This window comes from Bacillus sp. OV166 (genome assembly GCF_900177675.1).
Classification (GTDB): Bacteria; Bacillota; Bacilli; order Bacillales; family Cytobacillaceae; genus Neobacillus.
In genome coordinates this window covers 4,151,350-4,174,048 of record NZ_FXWM01000001.1, presented here as the reverse complement: position 1 = coordinate 4,174,048, position 22,699 = coordinate 4,151,350, and the positions used below count along the sequence as shown (strand labels likewise).

The 22,699-nt window shown below is 37.5% G+C and carries 19 protein-coding genes and 1 pseudogene; 16 read left to right on the top strand and 4 right to left on the bottom strand.

Annotation, left to right across the window (positions count from 1 at the left end):
• Positions 1 to 139 precede the first annotated feature (139 nt).
• From CCK98_RS20485 to CCK98_RS20475, 3 genes are all read left to right on the top strand, one after another.
• The gene (locus CCK98_RS20485) at positions 140 to 460 is read left to right on the top strand and encodes a YbjQ family protein (RefSeq protein WP_088088275.1); all 321 of its coding nucleotides are present in this window, start codon (positions 140 to 142) and stop codon (positions 458 to 460) included.
• Positions 460 to 696: a hypothetical protein gene (locus CCK98_RS20480; RefSeq protein ID WP_088088274.1), complete on the top strand. Its 237-nt coding sequence runs from the start codon at positions 460 to 462 to the stop codon at positions 694 to 696. The genes CCK98_RS20485 and CCK98_RS20480 overlap by 1 nt, the downstream gene beginning before the upstream one ends.
• 221 nt (positions 697 to 917) lie before the next feature.
• Positions 918 to 1,694 (top strand): arylamine N-acetyltransferase, encoded by a 777-nt coding sequence (locus tag CCK98_RS20475; protein ID WP_088088273.1) that lies wholly within the window; start codon positions 918 to 920, stop codon positions 1,692 to 1,694.
• Between the two features lie 56 nt (positions 1,695 to 1,750).
• On the opposite strand, the gene lspA is transcribed toward CCK98_RS20475, so the two are convergent.
• The gene (gene lspA / locus CCK98_RS20470) at positions 1,751 to 2,191 is read right to left on the bottom strand and encodes a signal peptidase II (protein WP_088088272.1); all 441 of its coding nucleotides are present in this window, start codon (positions 2,189 to 2,191) and stop codon (positions 1,751 to 1,753) included.
• Positions 2,192 to 2,672: 481 nt separating this feature from the next.
• Between lspA and CCK98_RS20465 the strand changes: the two genes are divergently transcribed.
• From CCK98_RS20465 to CCK98_RS20405, 13 genes and pseudogenes are all read left to right on the top strand, one after another.
• Positions 2,673 to 3,704, top strand: coding sequence for a S66 peptidase family protein (locus CCK98_RS20465; RefSeq protein WP_088088271.1), 1,032 nt, complete (start codon positions 2,673 to 2,675; stop codon positions 3,702 to 3,704).
• A gap of 59 nt (positions 3,705 to 3,763) precedes the next feature.
• Positions 3,764 to 3,877 (top strand): annotated as a pseudogene (locus CCK98_RS36465) (DNA alkylation repair protein); the annotation flags it as partial.
• A gap of 375 nt (positions 3,878 to 4,252) precedes the next feature.
• Positions 4,253 to 4,618 (top strand): DUF2294 domain-containing protein, encoded by a 366-nt coding sequence (locus tag CCK98_RS20460; RefSeq protein WP_088088270.1) that lies wholly within the window; start codon positions 4,253 to 4,255, stop codon positions 4,616 to 4,618.
• Positions 4,619 to 4,786: 168 nt separating this feature from the next.
• The gene (locus tag CCK98_RS20455) at positions 4,787 to 7,144 is read left to right on the top strand and encodes an FdhF/YdeP family oxidoreductase (RefSeq protein ID WP_088088269.1); all 2,358 of its coding nucleotides are present in this window, start codon (positions 4,787 to 4,789) and stop codon (positions 7,142 to 7,144) included.
• A 33-nt stretch (positions 7,145 to 7,177) separates the two neighbouring features.
• Positions 7,178 to 7,999, top strand: a complete 822-nt coding sequence (gene fdhD, locus CCK98_RS20450) for a formate dehydrogenase accessory sulfurtransferase FdhD (RefSeq protein ID WP_088088268.1) — start codon at positions 7,178 to 7,180, stop codon at positions 7,997 to 7,999.
• Between the two features lie 116 nt (positions 8,000 to 8,115).
• Positions 8,116 to 9,674 (top strand): IS3 family transposase gene (locus tag CCK98_RS20445; RefSeq protein WP_088088267.1). Its coding sequence is split into 2 segments (ribosomal slippage): positions 8,116 to 8,749 and positions 8,749 to 9,674, totalling 1,560 coding nucleotides; the frame shifts between segments, so codons are not numbered across the junction.
• Positions 9,675 to 10,406: 732 nt separating this feature from the next.
• On the top strand, positions 10,407 to 11,006 hold the full coding sequence (locus CCK98_RS20435) for a hypothetical protein (RefSeq protein ID WP_179195878.1): 600 nt from the start codon (positions 10,407 to 10,409) through the stop codon (positions 11,004 to 11,006).
• Between the two features lie 110 nt (positions 11,007 to 11,116).
• Positions 11,117 to 12,079, top strand: a complete 963-nt coding sequence (locus CCK98_RS20430) for a winged helix-turn-helix domain-containing protein (protein WP_088088265.1) — start codon at positions 11,117 to 11,119, stop codon at positions 12,077 to 12,079.
• 75 nt (positions 12,080 to 12,154) lie between these two features.
• Entirely contained in the window at positions 12,155 to 12,958 is an 804-nt protein-coding gene (locus CCK98_RS20425) for a hypothetical protein (RefSeq protein ID WP_256942422.1), read from the top strand.
• A 714-nt stretch (positions 12,959 to 13,672) separates the two neighbouring features.
• On the top strand, positions 13,673 to 15,604 hold the full coding sequence (locus CCK98_RS20420; RefSeq protein WP_088088264.1) for a fructose-1,6-bisphosphatase: 1,932 nt from the start codon (positions 13,673 to 13,675) through the stop codon (positions 15,602 to 15,604).
• A gap of 72 nt (positions 15,605 to 15,676) precedes the next feature.
• Positions 15,677 to 17,044, top strand: coding sequence for a dipeptidase (locus tag CCK98_RS20415; RefSeq protein ID WP_088088263.1), 1,368 nt, complete (start codon positions 15,677 to 15,679; stop codon positions 17,042 to 17,044).
• Positions 17,045 to 17,149: 105 nt separating this feature from the next.
• Positions 17,150 to 17,902, top strand: a complete 753-nt coding sequence (locus tag CCK98_RS20410; RefSeq protein WP_088088262.1) for an NADPH-dependent oxidoreductase — start codon at positions 17,150 to 17,152, stop codon at positions 17,900 to 17,902.
• A 618-nt stretch (positions 17,903 to 18,520) separates the two neighbouring features.
• Positions 18,521 to 18,715 carry a hypothetical protein gene (locus tag CCK98_RS20405; RefSeq protein ID WP_142292187.1) on the top strand — a complete coding sequence of 65 codons (195 nt, stop codon included), beginning with the start codon at positions 18,521 to 18,523 and terminating at the stop codon, positions 18,713 to 18,715.
• A gap of 532 nt (positions 18,716 to 19,247) precedes the next feature.
• Here the strand turns inward: CCK98_RS20405 and CCK98_RS20400 are convergent.
• The 3 genes from CCK98_RS20400 to CCK98_RS20390 all read right to left on the bottom strand — a co-directional run bounded on the left by CCK98_RS20400 (position 19,248) and on the right by CCK98_RS20390 (position 22,533).
• Positions 19,248 to 20,231, bottom strand: a complete 984-nt coding sequence (locus CCK98_RS20400) for a hypothetical protein (RefSeq protein WP_256942421.1) — start codon at positions 20,229 to 20,231, stop codon at positions 19,248 to 19,250.
• A 685-nt stretch (positions 20,232 to 20,916) separates the two neighbouring features.
• The gene (locus CCK98_RS20395) at positions 20,917 to 21,741 is read right to left on the bottom strand and encodes an ABC transporter permease (protein ID WP_088088260.1); all 825 of its coding nucleotides are present in this window, start codon (positions 21,739 to 21,741) and stop codon (positions 20,917 to 20,919) included.
• A gap of 24 nt (positions 21,742 to 21,765) precedes the next feature.
• Entirely contained in the window at positions 21,766 to 22,533 is a 768-nt protein-coding gene (locus CCK98_RS20390) for an ABC transporter ATP-binding protein (RefSeq protein WP_179195877.1), read from the bottom strand.
• Positions 22,534 to 22,699 lie beyond the last annotated feature (166 nt).

The following is a 22,699-nucleotide window of genomic DNA, read 5'->3' as shown; positions in this document are numbered from 1 at the left end:
CGATCCGGATCAAGTAATGGGAAAATATAATTGAATGGTGCCTGACACTTTTTAAATGGTATAATAAGGAATAATGGGTGCGCATTTACGAAGTAAAGGCTATTCATATATTTTACAATTGTTTGATGGGGGTGTTTGTATGCTAGTTGTTACAACAGAAAATATCCAAGGCTACAAGGTGGTCGAAGTAAAAGGACCTGTTTTTGGTTTAATTGTTAGAAGCCGCGGCTTGGGTGCGGATATTATGGCGAGCTTAAAAGGTTTGGTAGGTGGAGAAATTAAACAATATACCGTGATGCTGGAGGATTCGAGGAAAGAAGCCATGGACCGGATGATCAAGAATGCAAATGCGATGGGGGCCAATGCAATAGTTATGACTCGGTTCGACTCAGGGGAAGCTGGAAAAAATATGACTGAAATCTTTGCATATGGAACGGCAGTAGTAGTCGAGAAAATGTAATGAACGGACTTTGGATAATTATCACCTATTACGGTTTGCAAATCATCGCTGTTATTGTTTTTATTTTATTAGGTGTGATTATTTATGACAAACGTTTCAAAGGTCAACAGGGTGAAAAAGTGCCCGCCGGATTTGAAAAAACAGATGAAATAAACATTGACCCAGTAACCAATGAAAAAATAAGAGTGTACTATAACCCCTTAACAGGGGAGCGTTTTTATAAAAAGGAAAAATGAAAATCTAAAAATGTAAAAAATGACTCAAATTGTCAATTAATTTGTGTCATTTTTTTTGTTAAAACACAGGTGATTTGGTAGCGTCAGGCACCTTCTAGATCATAAAGTCTTTGGAAGGGAAAAGAAACACTGGAATTTTGTGCAGACGTTAATTAACTATTATAATAGTTTAAAAGGAATTTCAAAAAAATAAAGCAATAAAAGGATTTGGAGGGGTAGAAATGCAAAAGCTGACGTCATTATTTCATAACAGAATAGGCATGCCGATGAACCAAACAATTACCTTTGAAAAATTAGATGAGGTTCTTGAAAAAACAGCACAAAACATTCCGTTTGAAAATTTAACTATCATTGAAAACAAAACCCGTAAAATTACAAAGGAAAACTTATTGAACAAAATAGTGGAAAGAAATGAAGGCGGCCTTTGTTTCGAATTAAATCCGCTTTTCTATTTCTACCTATTAGAAAATGGGTTTAATGCAGTCTTAACAGACGGTGTTGTTTATAATCAAGCTGCCGACGAGTATCATCAATTTGGAAGGACGCATGTAACGGTTCTTATAAACAACGAGGGACAAACCTATTTAGTTGACACGGGTTTTGGTGGGAATTTACCGTTAAAACCAGTTCCAATATCCGGTGAGACCATCTCTTCTTATAATGGGGAGTTTCGGATTAAAAAAGTAAATCATCAATATGGGGACTATTGTTTAGAGATGAAATTAAAGCATAAAGATACAGATTGGAAAATGGGCTATGCATTTAATTCCAAGAAACCTATTGAAGATTTGGCGGATTTGAGTGAAATCCAAAGAATAATTGCAGAACACCCAAAATCTCCATTTAACAAACAACCTTTAATTACCCGACTTACCCATAACGGAAATATCACCTTAACAAATACCACATTTACCCAATGGGCTGACGGAATTCTATCTAAAGTGACAATTGATAATGTAAAATTCAAAGAGCTGGCAAAACAACATTTTGGGCTTTAAAAACATATTGTCATTTTTGGGGGACGAAAGAACATTTTCCCATGTGCTTTTCTAGATTAGTGCTTATTTTTTAACCAGCTAACGGCTCCATAAATAATAAGCAGTACCCCCCCAATCTCGATGGCATGGTCGGCCAAGTTAAGAATTCCACCAGAGCGAATGATAAAATCTGTCACTTGCCCAAACAAAAGACGATCAATGCCATTTCCAATTGCTCCTCCGACTAGGAATCCCAAACTACTATCGATGAGAGTACCCTTCAGTTCTCCGGTTCTGCGAAAATATAAAACACCTATCACGAACAACACAGCCACAACTCCGAAGAGCCGTGAATAGCCTTGAAATAAACCTCCTGCCATTCCACTATTTTCGATATGTGTGAGTTGAATTCCCCACAACAATGTAAATGTTTCATTGATGTCAATGTAGGCCCTAATTAAATATTTAGAAAGCTGGTCCATCACAATAACGAGGATTGCAATTACGTAAAATAGCATATATAGTCCTTCTTTCTGGAAGAATCCTTTGCATTCTAATCTTCAGTATAATTGAAGGCTTATGTCTATTCTATTATGAAGCTCTAATACGTTTATTCGATATTGTTAAGTAGAACTGTTGCGAAGTAGCAACAATCGAGATTGAGAACGGATCATTTAATTGATAGATAGATTCAATACCATTTTTATTTGACCACGGAATTAGCAAATGTCCAATATTATACTTAAGGTGGTAAAATTGAAGGAATGAATACGCATCAGATTGATAGGATTTCCAATTATTGAATGGTGCCTGACACTTTTTTTGTTCTTTAAACATCGTAAATGTCAGATTTCTAAAAATATTATAGTATAGGACCATTATCAAATAACAGCAGGTAAATTTTTTAATCTTGTAGAAATTAAAGATTGGTGAAATGTTCTTCACCTACGAGGATAGTATATTCTTAGCTAATCAAATGCTACAAGGGTGGGAGTAAATATGTTAATAAAGCCAAAAAAATTGCAACCGGGAGATCGTGTTGCAACAGTAAGTCCGTCTTGGGGAGGTGCTGGTGATCCAGAACTTAGATGGCGGTATGAACAAGGTGTAAAGAGAATAGAAGAAGTTTTCGGACTGGAAGTTATCCCAATGCCGAATAGTTTAAAAGGGAGCGACTATCTTTATAAAAATCCACAAGCTCGTGCTGAAGATTTGATGACAGCATTTAAAGATGAAAGCATTAAAGGAATCTTTGCAAATATTGGCGGAGAAGATAGTATTCGTTTACTTCCTTATATTGATTTTGATGTTATACGTGAAAACCCGAAAATTTTTATGGGCTACTCAGATGTAACTGTTTCACATTTATTTTGTCATAAAGCAGGAATTTCTTCTTTTTATGGTCCGGCAATATTAACCGATTTTGCTGAAAACGTTGAGATGGATCCATATACGATTGACATGGTGAATCGAACGCTCTTTTCAAATGAGATGATTGGCGAAATTCAACCAGCCAAAGAATGGACGAGTGAACGTTTAGAATGGATAGAAGAGAATAAGAACCGCCGACGGACCATGCGACAAAATGTAGGTTACGAGATACTTCAAGGCTCAGGTGTAGCACGAGGACATTTGATTGGAGGCTGTATAGAGGTACTAGAGTTTGCCAAAGGAACAGTGCTTTGGCCTGAAAAGAAATATTGGAATGAAAGTATTCTTTTCTTTGAAACATCTGAAGAAAAGCCGGAACCAAATAATATTAAGTATTGGTTGCGAAATTATGCCATACAAGGAATTCTACAAAAAGCCAATGGAATCATTTTTGGTAAACCGCAAGACGAGAAATATTACGATGAATATAAAGTTGAAATTCAAAAAGTCATGAAGGAATTTAATTTGGAGGATTTGCCGATACTATATAACTTGAATTTTGGTCATACCGAACCGAAATTCATATTGTCTTATGGAGCAATGGCGGAAATTAATTGTGATAAAAAGACTTTCACGATTTTAGAAAGTGGCGTGGAATAATGAATTGCTTGATAATAATTAGAATGCAGGGGGAATGATCACAAAGAAGGAAGTGGTAATCGATTCATGATTCTCCTGATCGAACGAAATCCGCGATGAATAATTTTATCTACACAGTCGCGATTTCATATTTACCGCTCCATGATAAGGCGTCGGAACGAGAACAATTGGTATTTAAAATTTTATCTATTGTGTTGATTTCACTGTCATGTTATGATTAAGTTGTCAAATGTGAACAATTTGTGAAATTTACGATTTTATTATAAAATAGGAGTCTCTTTTAATACGAAACAGCGAACCTGTTGATCGGTTAAGAGGTTTTTTAACTCATATGACAAGGGTAAAATATTATAACTGTTAGTGCTTAACAGCGAACCTGTTTTAGTAGAACCGTTGTAATGATTCAATTGGGATTCCGCCTTTTTTATGGAACCTATAAGGAATCTATTACAATGGTTTTTATTTTTGTTTCGTTTTATTGTATAATAATAGAATAAACATCATTAACATAGTGATAATATTGAGTAAAAACAAGTGAGTTGAGTTATGTGAATAAATATGAAGCAGAATTTAGTAACATTGTTCGCACGTATCGAAAACGTTTTATGGGTAAAGGCCCTAGTCAGGTTCGCACAACTTTTTGTAAGAACTGGGCAATTTGTGAATTAGAAGGTAATTTATCTCCTATTGAAAAATTTATTGCAACAGCCGAAGATGGGAAACAAATGTTACGATCTGCTCGTACTGAAATGGTAAAGGACATTTATAAAAAAAACTATCCTCAGGAAATGGAAGAACTACTTGATGCAAGATTCATTCGTGTCTTTGTGGATATTGATATTGAAACCGACATGGGGATGTCAATCTTCGTGTTTGATCAAGATATTGAGGAAAAGTTTAACTTAAAGACTTAAAGTTAATCCAGATAAAAACTTCTTTTAACTGCATAATGTTGGCACTTGACAGCGTACCTGTTAAAGACTAACCACCTAGATCTATTTGTCATTTTTTACGGATGAATAAAGTCCTAGGTGGTTTTTTATTGGGATCATTGCAATTGACAAATAGAGGAGGAAATGAAAATGGGAAAAACTCAACATCCAGGACCACAAAAAAAGGCAATGTTACCTGCTCCTAAATACTGGGTTAGTCCAATTCCTTTTGGACTAGGAAAGATTAAGCCGCAGCACATCCGCGATACGATGAAGATTGCTTGGGATAATAAAGACAATATCGGCTATGCCACACGTATTATTACAAAAGGGGTTTGTGACGGTTGTGCACTCGGTGTATCAGGGTTGTATGACCAAACATTGGAGGGACCACACGTTTGCACCACACGTTTGAATGTGCTTCGGCTAAATACAATGCCTGCGATTCCGCCTGAAATTCTTCATGCAGATATCGATGAACTAAGGAAGTATGATAGCAGTGAACTTCGTAAGCTAGGTCGAATTCCATATCCAATGATTCGTCGAAAAGGGGAACGTAAATTTTCACGGATTACATGGGATGGCGCAATGAATTTAATTGCAGATAAAATGAAAAAGTTGGATCCGAAACAATATTCATTTTATTTAACCGCTCGAGGGATTACAAACGAAAGTTATTATGTTGCAGCAAAGGTAGCTCGTTTTCTTGGGACCAATCACATTGATAACGCTTCCCGTATTTGCCATGCTCCAAGTAAAACAGCTTTAAAACGTTCCATTGGTGTGGGAGCTTCGACATCCAATTATTTAGATTGGATCGGAACAGATGTCTTATTGTTTTGGGGAAGTGTTGCTTCGAACTCATCACCTGTATCTTCGAAATATATGCTTGAAGCAAAGAAAAAAGGAACCAAAATCATTGTTGTTAATCCATACCGTGAACCAGCGATGGATAAGTATTGGATTCCTTCAAACCCTGAGTCTGCATTATTCGGTACAAAAATTGCCGATGACTTCTTTCAAGTCAACATTGGCGGGGATATTGCCTTTATGCATGGAATCATGAAGCATTGGTTTGATATGGAGGATAAAGCATATGGGTCAGCGATTAACCATGAGTTCGTAGAGGAACATGTAAACGGTTACGAGGAATTAAAGAAAAAAGTCCAAGAACAACCTTGGGAAGATATCATCGAGTCTTCAGGTGTTTCTAAAGCACGAATCATTGAATTAGCTGAACTTTTAGCAAACAGCAAAAATGCGGTATATGCGTGGGCTCTTGGTCTGACGATGCACTCCTTTGCAACTGACAATATCTCACAAGTAGCAAACCTTGCACTCCTTCGTGGACACTTAGGACGAAAGCATGCTGGTCTTATGCCGTTCCGTGGACACTCTAGTGTTCAAGGCAGTGGAGAAATGGGGGCAGACCCGTTTGTTTTACCTGGCGGAGGCTGGGATGAGAAAAATGTAGAGCGAGTCGAAAAACTTTGGGGATTTGACCTGCCAAAGTGGCAGGGTGATATCGTTGGCGTCACACTAGAAAACATTGTTCTTCCAGAAGATCATGAGCGGAAAGTGAAATTATATTACCTATCTGGTGGTAATTTCTTAGAAACGATGCCTGACCCAGATTTTATTGAACAAGCCTTATCTGAACTGGAGATTCGCGTTCATCAAGATATTATTTTAAACACATCGACTTTAGTTGATGCGAAAGAAGCAGTCATTGTGTTACCGGCGAAAACGCGTTATGAGCAAGAAGGAGGCGGCACGAGTACATCTACAGAACGGATGGTTTACTTCTCTCCTGAAATTACTGGTAATAAGAACAGGATTGAAGAAGCATGTGCAGAATGGAAGATTTATCTGGACCTTGCGAAGCGTGTGAAACCAGAAACGGCTCATTTGGTTGATTTTGCTGACGGGCAGGCAATTCGTGAGGAAATTGCCAAAGCAAACCCTGATTACGACGGTATTCAGCATTTGAAAAAGCAAGGAGACGTTTTCCAGTGGGGGGGCGCTTGGTTATGTGAAGATGGAATTTGTCCAACTCCAGATGGGAGAGGTACCTTAATTCCTGTTGATATTCCGGATTTAAATAAAAAGCCAGAACAATTTATTATTACATCTCGCCGTGGTAAGCAGTTTAATTCAATGGTGTATAAAGAAGTAGATCCGTTAAACGGTGCTGGTCGTTATGATGTATTAATGAGTCCTGTTGATGGGCAAAAATTCAGCATTGCTGAAGGCGAAGGAATTGTTGTTTATAACGGATTTGGCGTCTTCCAAGGTACGGCAAAATTTGTTGATATTGCGCAAGGAAATTTAGAAGTTCATTTCCCGGAGGGTAACTACTTACTGCCGCGGGGTCGGTATGAGAAATTTGCCGGCATTCCGGATTACAACATCACAGTTACTGTTGAAAAAGCAGAACGATATCATGCGCGTAAAGATACCCAATATCTAGAAAAGCCGATTGCTGAGCTTGAAACAGAAGTTGGTTAAGGGCAAGAATATCTATGGAAAGGGGCACCGCATTTGTTAAAGGAAATCACTACTTCTCAAAACATTGTCAAGTATAATGGACATAACTTCATAGAGGAAGAGGATGACATTGCAGTCGAATCTGCCTTAACGATTATATTAGATGGAACTGAGTTTGCCACCATGGTATGTACCCCTTCTGAACTGAAAGAATTGGTGGTCGGCTTCCTAGCTTCTGAGGGTGTGATTCGAGTCTACCAAGATATTCAATCGATCCATATTGATGAAGAAACGGGATTTGCTTATGTTGATCTTGTGAGTAAACATTCGATCCAAAAAGATTTCCATTCGAAGAGATTCATTGGTTCTTGTTGTGGAAAAGGACGGCAATTTTACTTTCATAACGACGTAAAGACAGCTAAAACAGTTATGACAAAATTGACGGTTACACCGGAACAATGCCGTGAGTTAATGAAGCAAATGCAAGAAAACTCTTCACATTTTCAACAAACCGGCGGGGTTCATAATGCAGCTCTTTGTACGAAGGATGGAATTGTGGCAGCACGAACGGATATCGGTCGACACAATGCCCTGGATAAACTTTTTGGCTATTGCATGATTAACCGAATACCACTTAAGGACAAAATCATTGCTTTCAGTGGCCGAATTTCATCCGAGGTGTTACTAAAAGCAGCCAAGATTGGAGTAGGAATTATTCTATCCAAATCTGCACCTACCAATCTTGCCCTAGATTTAGCAGAGGAACTCGGAATTACGGCGGTTGGCTTTATCCGAGCTAACGGATTTAATGTTTACACCCATCAGGAACGCATTCAAGGTATCGAATATAATCGATCATCGCCATCTGTTTTATAAGGATTCAATCTTTTTTATAAAAGATAAAACACTCACAAATGTTGAAATGATATGCTCCCCAATAGGTAGACAGATTAAAAATAAAAAATCTGGCTACTTATTGGGGAGTATTTATTATGTCTAAAAGGTCCTATTCTGTAGAAGAAAAATTCGAGATATTGAAAGCGTTGGAGGATAATCAATATTCGATAAACGAAGTCGCATCAATTTATAAAGTAAACCACTCCTCTATTTTGGAATGGAAACATAAATTTGATAAGTATGGGACGGACGGTCTAAAGGAGTCTTCCACTTGGAAAAGGTATTCTAAGGAACTAAAACTATCCGCCATAAGGGATTACCTTTCTGGTAAATATTCTTTACGAGAGATTACAAGAAGGTATGAAATATCGGATTTATCGGTCCTCAGGCAATGGATTAACAAGTATAATAGTCATAGTGAATTAAAGGATACGTCACACGGAAGGACGAACTCTATGACTAAAGGAAGAAAAACCACTTTAGATGAACGGAAACAAATTGTTTATTATTGCTTGGAGAACGATAAAGATTATCAAAAAGCAGCCGAGACCTATCAAGTTTCTTATCAACAAGTATATCAGTGGGTTAAAAAGCATGAAGATGGTGGAGACGAAGCGCTTAGGGATAAGCGAGGAAAGAATAAAGTAGAATCAGAGCTTTCTCCAGAAGAGAAGGTTAAACTCGAGATGCGAAACCTGGAAAAAGAAAATGAACGTTTACGTGCAGAGAACGCATTCTTAAAAAAGTTAGAGGAGATCGAAAGGAGGCGAAGATAAGTCAAATTCGATTTGAAGATAAGTATATCGCAATTCAAGAGCTACATCAGGAAGAAAATCTCGCTATTATCTTACTCTGTGAGGTTGCAGGAATTGCACGATCTGCTTATTATAAGTGGCTAAATCGCACACCTTCTGTTCGTGAGATTCGAAATGAAGAAATTATAAAGGAAATGAAGGCTCTTCATGAGAAAGTTGATGGAATCTATGGATACCGTCAAATGACTTTAAATATGAATCGAAAATTCGAGGAGGACCTCAATCATAAGCGAATTTATAGACTAATGAAGATATCTGGCCTTGAAAGCGTCATTCGGAAAAAGAAGAAACGTTATAAGCCCTCAACTCCTCAACACGTTGCAGAAAATGTGCTCAATCGTGAGTTCACAGCGGAAAAACCGAATGAAAAATGGGTTACGGATGTCACCGAATTTAAGTATGGCCAATCAAAAAAGGCTTATTTAAGTGCGATTCGTGATCTATATGATGGGTCGATTGTTAGCTATGTTTTAGGACATTCAAATAATAATAACCTTGTCTTTAAGACGCTAGACCAAGCAATAACCCATTTAGATGGAGACAAACCACTTATTCATAGTGATCGAGGGTACCAATACACCTCTCATGGATTTAAACGAAAGTTAGATGCCGCAGAGATGACGCATAGTATGTCGCGGGTGGGTAGATGTATTGATAACGGGCCAATGGAATCTTTTTGGGGAACACTTAAATGTGAAAAGTATTATTTACATAAGTATGAGACATTCGAAGAACTTTCTATTGCGATAGACGATTACATTAAATTTTATAATTATGAAAGATATCAAAAACGACTAAACGGCTTTAGCCCTATGGAATTTAGAGCTAAAGCCGCTTAGTGCATTTTTATTATTTCCACTGTCTACTTGACGGGGGGCAGTTCAAAATATCAATATTTGTGAGTGTTTTTTTGTTAGGGGAAATAAGTAAAACTAATAGAAGATCAAGTTCAGATTACGGCTTTCTTTGCCATTTCCTAAATGATAAAATAAATATACAAAATATTTCACCGAGAAGATCCTTCACGGGAAATGTATGTCCTTCATACGAGCAGGGAAGAGCCAAATATTATCGAAAAAAAATGGGTAGGAGTAAGACGTTCATGAAAAAATTGATGATAGAAGACGGTTTGTTGCTTACTGATATGGAGTTAGGTTACCTAGGAACATATTGATTGTTTTAATAAATTAAACTTACTCCTATAAATGCATCCTTTTTCCTCACTATTTCAACCTCAGAAATTTCTTCTACATGATAATTTTCAATCTTGTTTGATATTCAAAAATAGGTAATTATTTGTTTTGTTATGTCGTCATCGCTACAGATTATGTAAATTGGGCCGATGACCCCAAATGGGATTATTCTTTATATATCTTATAATTCATTAAGTGGAAAAATAAAAGTGTCAGGCACTTGATAATCATCCCGATCATTTACTTGAAAACACGTAGACTTTTTCCACTAATCCTTGTTCATGCTCTATCCGACATCATGTCTGCTCTGTCATTTTACTTTTTTCCCAATCCATTAAATCATCCTAGCTTAAAAAAAATAAAGGAGTGTAAAAGAATATGAATCAATCTATTCCTCGTATGGGGCGTATCACTGCAATTCTCTCTGGAATCCTTCTGGTGTTGGCTCATTCTTTAAACCTACTGGCAGGTGAACATGAAAGCATTTTTGGTACTTTTCTTATTTTTGCTGCCCATTTACTGCTCGTCTTTGCTTTTTTTGGCTTGTATTCTCTTCAAGGGGATAGAAACGGCTTGCTGGGTCTTTTTGCTATGATTCTAGGAAATATAGGAAACATCATAGTAACAGCCATTGTTTTTGTGGAAATCGCACAGGCTTCAGGGGAAAAGGTTGGTCAAGTTTTTACCACAACTTTTACTAAGCCCATTTATACGTTCGGACCCCTCCTGTTTGTAGTAGGAATGATATTATTGGGAGTATCGATGATTAGAGGAAAGGTATTTCCTAAAATTACGGGGTATCTTTTATTGATTGGTACCATAGTGTTTGCTGCGGCCAGTGTTTCAGGTGACAGCCAGAAGATTGTTGAGGTCATTGGCGCTCTTTTCACAGGAGCGGGATTTATCGTATCCGGATTAAAGTCCAATAAATTAAAGAGACTCTCCGAATCAGAGGCAGGAAAAAATGTTACATTGTAGAAACACCCGATCATGTCCATAAGTAAAAGGAACTAATTGACCAAAACAGCCACTTTTTTGGGTTTTCTATCAATATAAAAATAAATAACGATTAAAGGGGGGATTTATGGATGGAAAAAATAACTTTAGATGATTTGTTAGATTTAGAGGATAATTGGCTGGATAGGGATGGTCTTGATGAGGGGGGTGAACGAAACTTATGGTTAGAAGAGGGAATCCGGCTTTACAAACGGTTTCTTGACTTGGATCGAAAGGAACCCCGCTATTCCATTCATCTGGCTGATCTTTATTTGCAATTGGGTCGTGATGAGAAAATGCGCAGAGGAAATTACCACACTGCCTATGACATTTTAAGAAAGGCATCTTTGTACACCCCGAGTAAACCGGATGCATTTTATCATCTTTCCTTTGTTCTCGCTGAGGAGTCTCGAAAGTGGGAGGCTGTTTTATTCTACGGAAAAGAGGCTTTAGAAAAAGGAATCGAAGGCAGCAAACGAATCAAACTATTGTGCAACCTTGCATTAGGCTATTCAAGAATGGGATATGTGCAAAAAGCGTTGGAACTTATTCAAGAAGCACAGAAATCAGATGGGCAAGGTGAACATTCCTGGTTCATACAATTGTATAAAGATAAGATGAAACTTAAACGGAAAGAGCCTATTCTTTTAAAAGAAATAGATGAGAATCGAACGATGATCACGAATCGGGATTTAGACCAACTTGTCGAGGAGGCAGAAAAAGGACAGTGTGTTGTTCTCAATTTGGCAGGTCCAGAGAAGCTTTTTTATGGAATAAAGGATACTATTCGGCTTGAGCCAAAACAAGCCAATCTGCTTGGTTACCTGATTGAAAATAAAGGGATTTATTGTACAAAAAGCAGAATCGAAAATGCTGTTTGGAACGATCAAACCGTTAACCCCACTACCGTAAGACGGTATATATCAGCGATAAGAAAAAAACTTTCTCAGGCAATGGGACGAAACGATATAGATAAAAATATCTTAGAAACGACAGGCTTGGGCGAATATGTTTGGAAAGCAGAGATCTCAGCAAAAGTCCTCCGAAATGGATAAAGAAGTCCGGTTACGACCATCGTAACCGGACTTTTGTATATTTAAGGAGCAGAAAGTTAAAGGAGGATGATAAGTATGAACTTATTGAAATTAGAAATGATGAATGCCACAGAAAGAATTGCAGAAGCACTGCAAATGAGAGGCTTATTTATTGAGGTTAAAGACGATTTTATTATTCTGTCAGACGAAAATACCCATGAGGATATAACGAAAACAAAACAATTAATAAGCAGCCTTGGTATTCCGACCTTTTGGCAGGATAACCAATTTCAGGTGTTAGTAAACAGGTCTCCGATTGTTACGATGAAGAAGATCATGAACGCTCCCGGGCGAGAATTCCCTGTCCACTTGGAAGGCTATCATTTCCAGTGGAGAGCCTTTGCTCAAAGACGGTTTGGAATTAAGGTCAATGCCTTGGATATGGATGCAAACATGGCGATGCTAGTTAAATCATTAAACAAGGCGGGTATTACATCTCTTGCTGGCTGCAACGGTCATCACCGTTACGCGCCAAATGTCCAAATCTCTGGAGGATATCAAGGTGCCTGGTTCAAGGTGATTCAGGAGAAATACTTAAGTGAACTGACTCTTCATTATAAGTGGACGGTCCATTTCGAAAACCAGTCTGGATCTTGTATGTGTGCAGAAGGAGCTGAACGCTGGGACATGAACTTGATTTATCAAGATACGGTGCAAATGGCAATGGTCCTTCAAAAATATGCAAGGGAAATTCGAGAGTTGAAAAACGCTTCATTTAAACGCAATAAAGAGATGAAGGAAGTAGCGAGCCATCTTTTGCTAGCAAGAAATTATGAAGGTCTTGTGGAATGGATGAAAGCTAAAGTAGAAAATATATCCGTAGCAGATAAATTAAAATAGGATTTCACAGGACAATAATCCTGGTAATATCGAATGTAAAGCTAATCTGGCGAAGCTTTTAATCCGTAGCGGAACGGATGGAAAATTAAAATATGTTAACTTAGTGAAAGCGAAGATAGAGAAAATAGATATCAATATTTATATTAAAAACAGAGTCTAGAAGCCCATTAGAAAACATATACGCCTTCACACAAATTAAGCTATAAATCACCCAAAATTGCAAAAATCGCCTTCAAAAATCAAATTTGAAGGCGGTTTTTGACGTTTTCGTTCTAAAAATGCCCTCAAATATGAAAAATGAAGATTCGCGTTACCCCGCCATTCTCGATATCGTATAAGTAGCGAGTCGAGGGCTTTTACAAAAAGCCACGTAAAGGACAAGGTGATAAGAGTTGTCATAAATTATTCATATTTTATTGAAAAATATATGACCATTTTCTTCATTTATTTATATATCAAGTATGAAGGAATTTTATTAAAAGAAGGGCAGTGGATCGATTCCAGGTCGATTTGTACTTGACCTGACGGCAGGTGAAGAGTGATGTGTTTTGCGAAGTTCTGCGATTGCAGCCATCAAATTTCCTTCTTTTGCAAATAAAGACAATAAAAATATGTATTATGATATAAAAATATTCAATTTATCCCTTATAATATCATTAATGAATAATGTTAATAAAAGCAACGCAGTCAATTCTGAAAGGGGATACATATTTTTTGAACGCAAAATATCTAGATTTACTCGCCCAAAATTATGATAGTGCAGAAAAAGTAGCAACAGAAATTATTAATCTCGAATCCATTCTAAATCTACCAAAGGGGACTGAACATTTTGTCAGTGATTTACATGGTGAGTATCAAGCTTTTCAACATGTATTAAGAAATGGTTCAGGGAATGTAAAAGAGAAAATTAATGACCTGTTTCAACATACCTTATCTGAATCCGAAAGGAATGAATTTGCAACATTAATTTATTACCCAGAGGAAAAACTGAAGTTAATAAAAAGTCATTTTGGTAATGAACTAGAATTAAACCAATGGTATACAGAAATCATTGAGCGAATGATTAAGCTCATTTCTTATGCCTCCTCCAAATACACACGCTCTAAGTTACGTAAAGCTTTGCCGAAACAGTTTGTGTATATAATTGAAGAGTTACTCTACAAAAAAGATGATTCCACAAATAAGGATGATTATTATTCAAAAATTGTCCAGCAGATTATCTCCTTAGCACAGGCGGATAAACTGATCATAGGTCTTGCCTATACGACACAGAGATTAGTTGTCGACCATCTTCATGTAGTAGGGGATATTTACGACCGTGGACCCGAGCCCGATAAAATTATGGAAACACTGATCGATTACCATTCGGTTGATATTCAATGGGGAAACCATGATGTCCTATGGCTGGGTGCCTTTGCTGGATCAAAGGTATGTCTGGCTAATATTATTCGTATTTGTGCGAGATACGACAATTTGGATATTATTGAAGATGTATATGGAATCAATCTAAGACCATTACTTAATCTAGCGGAAAAGTACTATGAAGACAATCCAGTTTTTAGACCTAAGGTCCATTCCGATAAAAAACTATCTAATCATGAACAACTGCAAATTACGAAAATTCATCAAGCAATCGCCATGATTCAATTCAAACTGGAAATCCCGATCATTAAGAGGCGCCCGTACTTTAATATGTCAGAAAGACTTTTACTTGAGAAAATTGATTATGAAAAGAACGAAATAACGATACATGGGAAAACCTACCCTCTAGTAAATAGTTGTTTTGCTACTGTTAATCCAATGCAGCCAGATCAATTATTAGATGAAGAAAAACAAGTGATCGAAAAATTGTTATTTTCCGTACAGCATTCCGAAAAGCTGGCTAGACATATGAAATTCCTAATGAAAAAGGGCAGCCTTTATTTGAAATATAACGGTAACTTGTTAATTCATGGTTGCATTCCTTTAGATGAAGAAGGAAATATGGAAAAAATGACGATTGAGAATAAAACGTATGCAGGCCGTGAATTACTTGATACGTTTGAATATAATTTACGACATGCTTTTGAACATCCGGAAAAGACAGATGACCTTGCAACTGATATGGTTTGGTATTTATGGAACGGAGAATACTCATCCCTCTTTGGAAAAAGAGAAATGACCACCTTTGAAAGGTACTTTATTCAGGATAAGGAAACGCATAAGGAGAAAAAGAACCCTTATTATTACTTACGTGAGAATGAAGAACTTTGCAAAAAACTCTTGGCTGAATTTGATCTCGACCCTGAGCAGGGTCATATTATCAACGGCCATACACCAGTGAAAGAAATTGAGGGAGAGAATCCCATCAAAGCGAATGGAAGAATGATTGTTATCGATGGTGGGTTCTCAAAACCCTATCAATCTGTAACAGGTATAGCGGGATACACGTTACTATATAATTCCTACGGTATGCAATTGGTTGCTCATAAACAGTTTCATTCAAAAGAAGATGTATTAAGTGACGGTACGGATGTATTATCGGTAAAAAGAGTAGTGGATAAAGAACTGGTGAGAAAAAAAGTAAGAGAAACGAATATTGGTAAAGAACTATTACAGGAAATTTCAAATTTGAATAGTTTGAGGGAATATCGATATATGAATTAGAGCGGATTGTGGGTTTTCTCCATTCTTTTTGTATAATATAAGAATAGAAAATAAACGAGAAAAGGTGAGCACATGAGTCAATTATCCGAGTTGTTATCCAATCAACATAATCAAAATGTAGAGGAATTAAAAGAATTGCTCCGGATTCCAAGCATCAGTTCCTTATCCGAGCATAAAGAGGACATTCAAAAAGCAGCTTCATGGATTGCCAATAAATTAGAAAGCATTGGAATGGAACATGTTGAAATCGTCCAGACAAAGGGTCATCCGCTTATCTATGCGGACTGGCTTCATCAGGAAAATGCCCCAACAGTCTTAGTGTACGGCCATTATGACGTACAGCCCGTTGATCCCATTCATCTATGGGAAACGCCTCCGTTTGAACCAACGATCCGTGATGAAAAGATCTATGCCAGAGGGGCAACCGACGACAAAGGGCAGACGTTTTTACATATCAAAGCAGTGGAAACACTATTGAAATTAGAAGGGAAATTACCGGTAAACGTAAAATTTTGCATCGAAGGAGAAGAAGAAATCGGAAGTCCTCATCTTCCGCCATACTTATCCGAAAATAAAGAAAAATTATCCTGTGATGTGGTCGTGATTTCCGATTCTGATATGTGGGACAGAGGCGTCCCTGCGATTACTTATTCATTAAGAGGTCTGTGTGCATTAGAAGTTTCCCTTAAAACCGCAAATTCTGATTTGCACTCGGGCATGTTCGGCGGGGGAGTTCAAAACGCAAACCATCTATTGGTACAGCTGCTTTCTACTCTTCATGATTCAAATGGTAAAGTAAATGTTGACCATTTTTATGATGATGTAGTGGAATTAACCGCATTTGAAAAGGAACAAATTAAAGCACTGGGCTTCGATGAAGAAAAGTTAAAAAAATCGTTAGCATTAACTGATTTAACAGGAGGGGAAAACAATTATCCTTATCCTGAGAGAATCAGCTCCAGGCCAACATTAGAAATAAACGGATTATGGGGCGGATTTCAGGGGGAAGGAACTAAAACGGTCATCCCGAACGAGGCTCATGCCAAAATCACCTGCCGTCTAGTCCACAATCAAAACCCTGAAAAGATTCAAGGATTGGTTAAAAAGCATCTGGAAGAACATGCACCAAAAGGATGCACGGTGAAAGTGTCGCTACAAGATACGGGGAATCCATTTTTAACGCCGATCGACAGTCCGATGATTCAAAAAGCGGCCGAAGCGTATGAAACTGTTTATGGGAAATCGCCTGTTTACAAAAGAGAAGGTGGCTCCATTCCTATTGTATCGGATTTTAACCAATCACTGCATGCTCCTGTTGTCTTAATGGGCTTCGGTTTGCCAGATGAAAATCTTCATGCTCCAAACGAACACTTTAACTTAGAAAACTTCGATAAAGGGATCTTAACCATTTGTTCCTTTTTAGAACTTCTTAATAAGTAAAATGGTGCCTGACACCACCTTCAGTGGTGTCAGGCACTTTTATTAGATTCAGGTGTTTGAATTTAAAGCTGCGTGTGTAGTATCGTATACACGAGGAGTGATTGTATGAACGAAACCATTCAATTATTAAGAAATCATCGCTCAGTTAGGGACTTCGACACTGAAAAAGAGGTAAGCGAAGCCCAGATCGAAGTGATTATTGAGGCGGCTTTGGCTGGTCCCAATTGGATTAATGGACAGCAAGTGAGCGTAATCGAAGTTAGAGAGCCTGAAAGGAAAGCCGCATTGGCGAAAGCGGCAGGCAACCAAAGATGGATTGAGGAAGCTCCAGTTTTTCTAGTGTTTTGCATGGATTTTTATCGGGCGAAGCTGGCAGCTGAAAAAAATGGTATGGAGTTTAAAATTGTCGAGGACTTAGAGGCCATTATTATCGGTTCAACAGATGTAGGGATCGCTCTGGGAGGCGCAGTTATAGCGGCTGAATCGATGGGACTCGGGATCGTTCCGATCGGAGGATTACGGAGAAATCCCCAAACCTTTGTTGAACTAATGAATCTTCCGGAATATGTTTTTCCAATCTCAGGTCTGGTGGTCGGATATCCACAATCCGTCCCCGCTCAAAAACCAAGGCTGCCAATTAAGGCAACCCTTCAGAAAGAACAGTATGATGCGAAAATTCAAAAGGAAATTATTGACCAATATGATCAAACGATATCATCCTATATGTCTGAACGGACCAGCGGGAAAGATACCAGCGACTGGTCCAGTAAGGTCGCTCAATTTTATGATACGGGTTTTGACCAATACGCAAAAAATTCCAGTCCCACGGTAAAAAATCAGAGGTTCCGATATAAGTGAAAAATTCATAGATCTGACTCAAAATAAGAGCAACGGACAAGTTGCTCTTTTTATTTATAAATTTTAGGATGTAATAGTAAACGTGTTTGGAACTCAGCGTTGTTACAGGTACATCGGGCAGTCGAATCAAGATGGGGGTTTTATGAAGCGTTAGTGGAATGCTACTATACGATTGAATGGGTTCATGAAGAAGATGAATAGGGTATAATCTATGATTACATAATAAAAAAAGATTAAAATCTTAAAAAAAGATATGAACTTAAAGAAGTTCGTTTGTTCATGAAAAGGATAAAAGTGGAATATGGATGTATCGATTTAAGGGAGAATATAAAATTGATATTATCTTTAGGATTAATAAAAAGAAAGTGAAATATCGTTTAAACAGAGGAGGAAATTTAAATTAATAACTACGAACAATTAATAGAAAAACTTCAGCAGTTTGGGGTTGTTGACGAGTATCTGCCAACAATCGATCAACCAAAAGTAACCTTAGAAAGGGATGTTAAAGTTTTTAATAATGATTTTAACATTTTACAGTTAAGTTTACTGTACTCGATGATTTCAGTTGAAGAATGGAAGGATCAGAAATATTTTTACATCATTTGGAAAAATTCTGACATGAAATCGAATCTGAAGCGGTTTGTCCTTTATTATAATCAGAAAAAAGGAATCCTTCGAAGAAAGTATGTGTATAGAAACGGTATTGAGTCAAGAAAAGAGGAAAAACGCCCGGTCCCTAAGGAGCAACTTGTTTATGAAGCAAGTAAGGGTTTGCTTTCTATCATATTAGATGGCTTCAAACAAATCGAGTAAAGGGATTTTTATTTTTTATGTTGGGGGATACCCCAAAAATGTCTTTTACAGAATCTATTTTTAGGATAATCGATGCGAAATGACTTCATCGATTACTTTCGTGAAGACAGGCTCAAAAACCTGGTGCGGCAGCTTCTGAAAGGCCTCATTCGTTCAACGAGAAAATGAATGATCCATACCTATACATTTATATAAATTAAGTCGGGGAGCTTGATAAGCAGGAGGACCAAGAAAAAGTAAATTAGTTTCTGAAGTAGAGTATATATTCAGGGAATTCCCGAACGGTACGATGTGGTTGTTAGTTTTTTCAGCTTCTATCGTCTTTAATATGGAAGGTTGGTTTGTAGGTATCCCAAATTTACTAATGTTGGTTTTATTATTTATATTATTTACTATGAAAAAAATAAGAAGCTGTCCCAAACGGTCGTTGAGTGACGACTTTTTTTGGTCAGCTTCTTGTTTTAGGTAAAGGAAAGCATTAAACTATTTATTTGTTTCGGCCATTTTTTTAATGGACGAACGCATATAATGATTAACCTGCTACTTTATTCGCTTTTTGCTCTCTAACCATATTCTTGCTCTTTTTCACAGAGATTTTATTTATGGAAAGCGTTATGAGAAATGAACATATTAAACTTCCAGCCATTGCGATGATAAAGCCTGTCATATTATTGGATAAAAGTGGTGCCATAAATGATGGAACATAGGCCGTTCCACGAACATCAAAAAGTCCAACAAGTAATCCGCCTAATCCGGATGAGAGGATTGCTCCAGCAAAGATATATTTGTTGGAAAACATAAACGGATAAGCGGCTACTACAAAGGTACCAAAGCCCATATTAATGGCAAAACCAGGTGCAGCCACTGCTGCTTCACCTTTATCTCGAGGTGAAACAATATTGGCAAGGGTAATCCCCGCTGATACCATTACCAATCCTACCATATCAACGGCACCTAAGAAGCTGTTTCCTGTCTTTTCCATTTCTAACAGTACAATCGGAAGGATAGCCGCGTGATAGACGCCGCCAATAATAGCTGGCCAAATTAACAGCCCAGCAATGAGTCCAGCAAGTGTCCCATTAGTAGAAACAAGCAGGTCTAATAAAGAGCGGATTCCTTCACCGAGCTTTAAGGCGACTGGCGCGATGAGGAAAAAGACTGCCAATCCAGAAATCAACCTGGCAATTCCACCTGCTGCAATATTGACGGTTGTAGCGGGGAACTTCCACTCAACACACTTTCTAAATATGTATTGGACCAACAGTCCTGCTAAAATACCCCCGATAATACCTCCAATAATTCCGCCTTTCACTGATAAGACTCCGGCGACAATCCCTGCCACAATCGATACATCATCAAGGTCCGCTACTTGTTTAGCTGCGACGACGGCAAGTATAACAGGGAGGGCGTTAATCATAAGTTCAAATACTTCTCCTAGCATCGTTAATCCAGGAATCTTGCTCAAAGCTAAAACAAGGGCCATGGCAATAAAACCTGGAAGAGAAGACAGCATCATTCCCCGAAGATTGATTCGTTGAAATTCATCATATCCTGTTAAAGTAACTGATGGTGGTATACTTTTCTTAGAGATGCCAGAAGAATTAACTATTTTAGAGGATTTTATGATTATCGATCTAACAATCGGAATAATTCTTCAAGTAAAAATAAAGGTGTCATGCACAGTCCCATTTTCTTGGGTAGTGCCTGACACTTTTTTGTTTTATTAGAATAACCGCTAGTTATTCACGGATACTCCACTTAAAAAGTGGTCTAAGGCGTTTCCCATTAGAACCTCGAGGGATCCGGAGCCATTAGATATTACCCAATTGACAAGCGAGCCTACATAAATATTGACGCTGTCTGTTGCAATCTCCTCAGATGTAATATCCTAGGTAACTAGCTCATGGTGTTGACAGAAATCAATTACTTCTTTCGTGACGTTATGAAATATAGCGAAGCGTAGCTAGTTGATCGGAAATTGTTGATTTCCAAAAAGACAATCTCGAAATTAATTGATCTTTATCTTATAAGTACCATGATAATAAAAAAGAAAAAAGTGTCAACAATATCAGTTAATATAGTTTTTTCAACAAAAAAGACTACTTTCATATATAGAGGAAGTAGTCTTTTTATGTTGTAGCAATTTGGAGGTCTTGACGACTTTTCTTAGTTGAATGGGATGTGGATTGATTGGTTTTTGGTTAAGCTTTAAAGCTATCTTGCCATTTTAGTAAACGATTTTCTAAAAAGCGGACAATAGAGTCGGATATTTTACCAGCAAGGGCAAAGATGATAATGCCTACAAAGACAGTGTCTGTCTGCATAAAAGAACGGGCATCTTGGATCATGAAGCCCACACCTCTATCTGCTCCCAATAACTCTGCGACAACTAAGCACATCCAGGCAGCGCTTAGAGCTAAGCGTATACCTAGTAAAATATTAGGTAGAGAAGCTGGAATCATAAGCTTAGTTATTTGCTCTATTCGGCTGTACTCTAATATTTGAGCAACATCGTATAATTTTTTATCTACATTACGAATGCCTAAAAAGGTTTGTAAATATAAAGGGAAAAAGGCACCTAAAGCAATTAGTAATATCTTAGATAATTCACCAAACCCTAACCACATGATAAATAGCGGTGTAATCACAAGCAGTGGGACAGTGCGGAGCATTTGGATACTTGGGTTTAAATATTCCTCCGCCATTTTGTTCATGCCAACAATGACACCTATTAATAATCCGAGAAAACCGCCTATAGCAAAGCCGAGAAATGCTCGGATTAAACTGATTTGCAAATGTTTAGCCATCTCCCCTGACTGGACTAGTTCAATGAAGCGGGTGACAATTAACAATGGTGAAGAAAATAATTGAGCGGACAAGATATCGATTGAACTTAACAATTGCCATAAAATCAATACGAAAACAGGCAGGGATAATCCTCGCCAAATAGAGTAGCTTTTTGTTAATTGTGATTTCTTTTTCTTAATTGAAATGGCTTTGTTCTGAGCAATTGTTTGTGTAGACATTTATATCATCCTTTCTTTTTTTAGTTAAATGCTCCAATCTTCTATTTCATTAACTTGGTGATCAAGGTATTTCAAGATAACGGTTCTGTATTCTTGGAAAGCTTTACTGATCCTTGTTCTTGGATAAGGCAAATCAATAGGTACAATACCCTTTATTCGCCCTGGCTTTGCATCCATGACTACGACTTTAGATGACAAAAAGATTGCCTCATCAATATCGTGGGTTACAAGCATCATTGTCGTCTGATTTTCCTCCCATATTTCAAGTAAAGCTTCTTGGAGATGGTTGCGAGTGAATGCATCTAATGCGCCAAACGGTTCATCTAACAATAACACTTCAGGATTTCGCAGCAAGGCCCTGGCAATTGCCACACGTTGTGACATTCCCCCGGATAATTGACGCGGATATGCTTTTTCAAATCCTTTAAGTTTTACAAGTGAAATTAAATGGTCCACTTTTGAACGTATATCCGGATCTTTTAATGACAGATTACCTGCAATATTTTTTTCTACGTTTAACCAGGGAAACAAACGATGCTCTTGAAAAATAAATCCGCGATCCTTAGAGGGGCCATTCACTGCCTTTTCAGCTATCTTAATCTCGCCTTCAAAATCTAAATCAAGTCCTGCAATCAATTTTAATAATGTACTTTTTCCGCAACCGCTGGGACCAATAATGGTCATAAACTCACCATTTTTTACACCGAGATTAAAATCCTCTAAAACTTTAATGCTTTCATTGTCACTATTAAAAGTTTTTCTTACATGATTTATTTCCACTGTTGATACCATAATGCTCATCATCCTTTCTAAAATAAAAAAAGAGATTCAGCGAAAAGACATATGTGTCTTTTCGCCGAATCTCCAGTAGACTAGTCGATTCATTCGAATGAATTAATTGATAATAACTTACCATGGTTATTATTAATATTCAATACTTTAAAACCAACTAAATTTA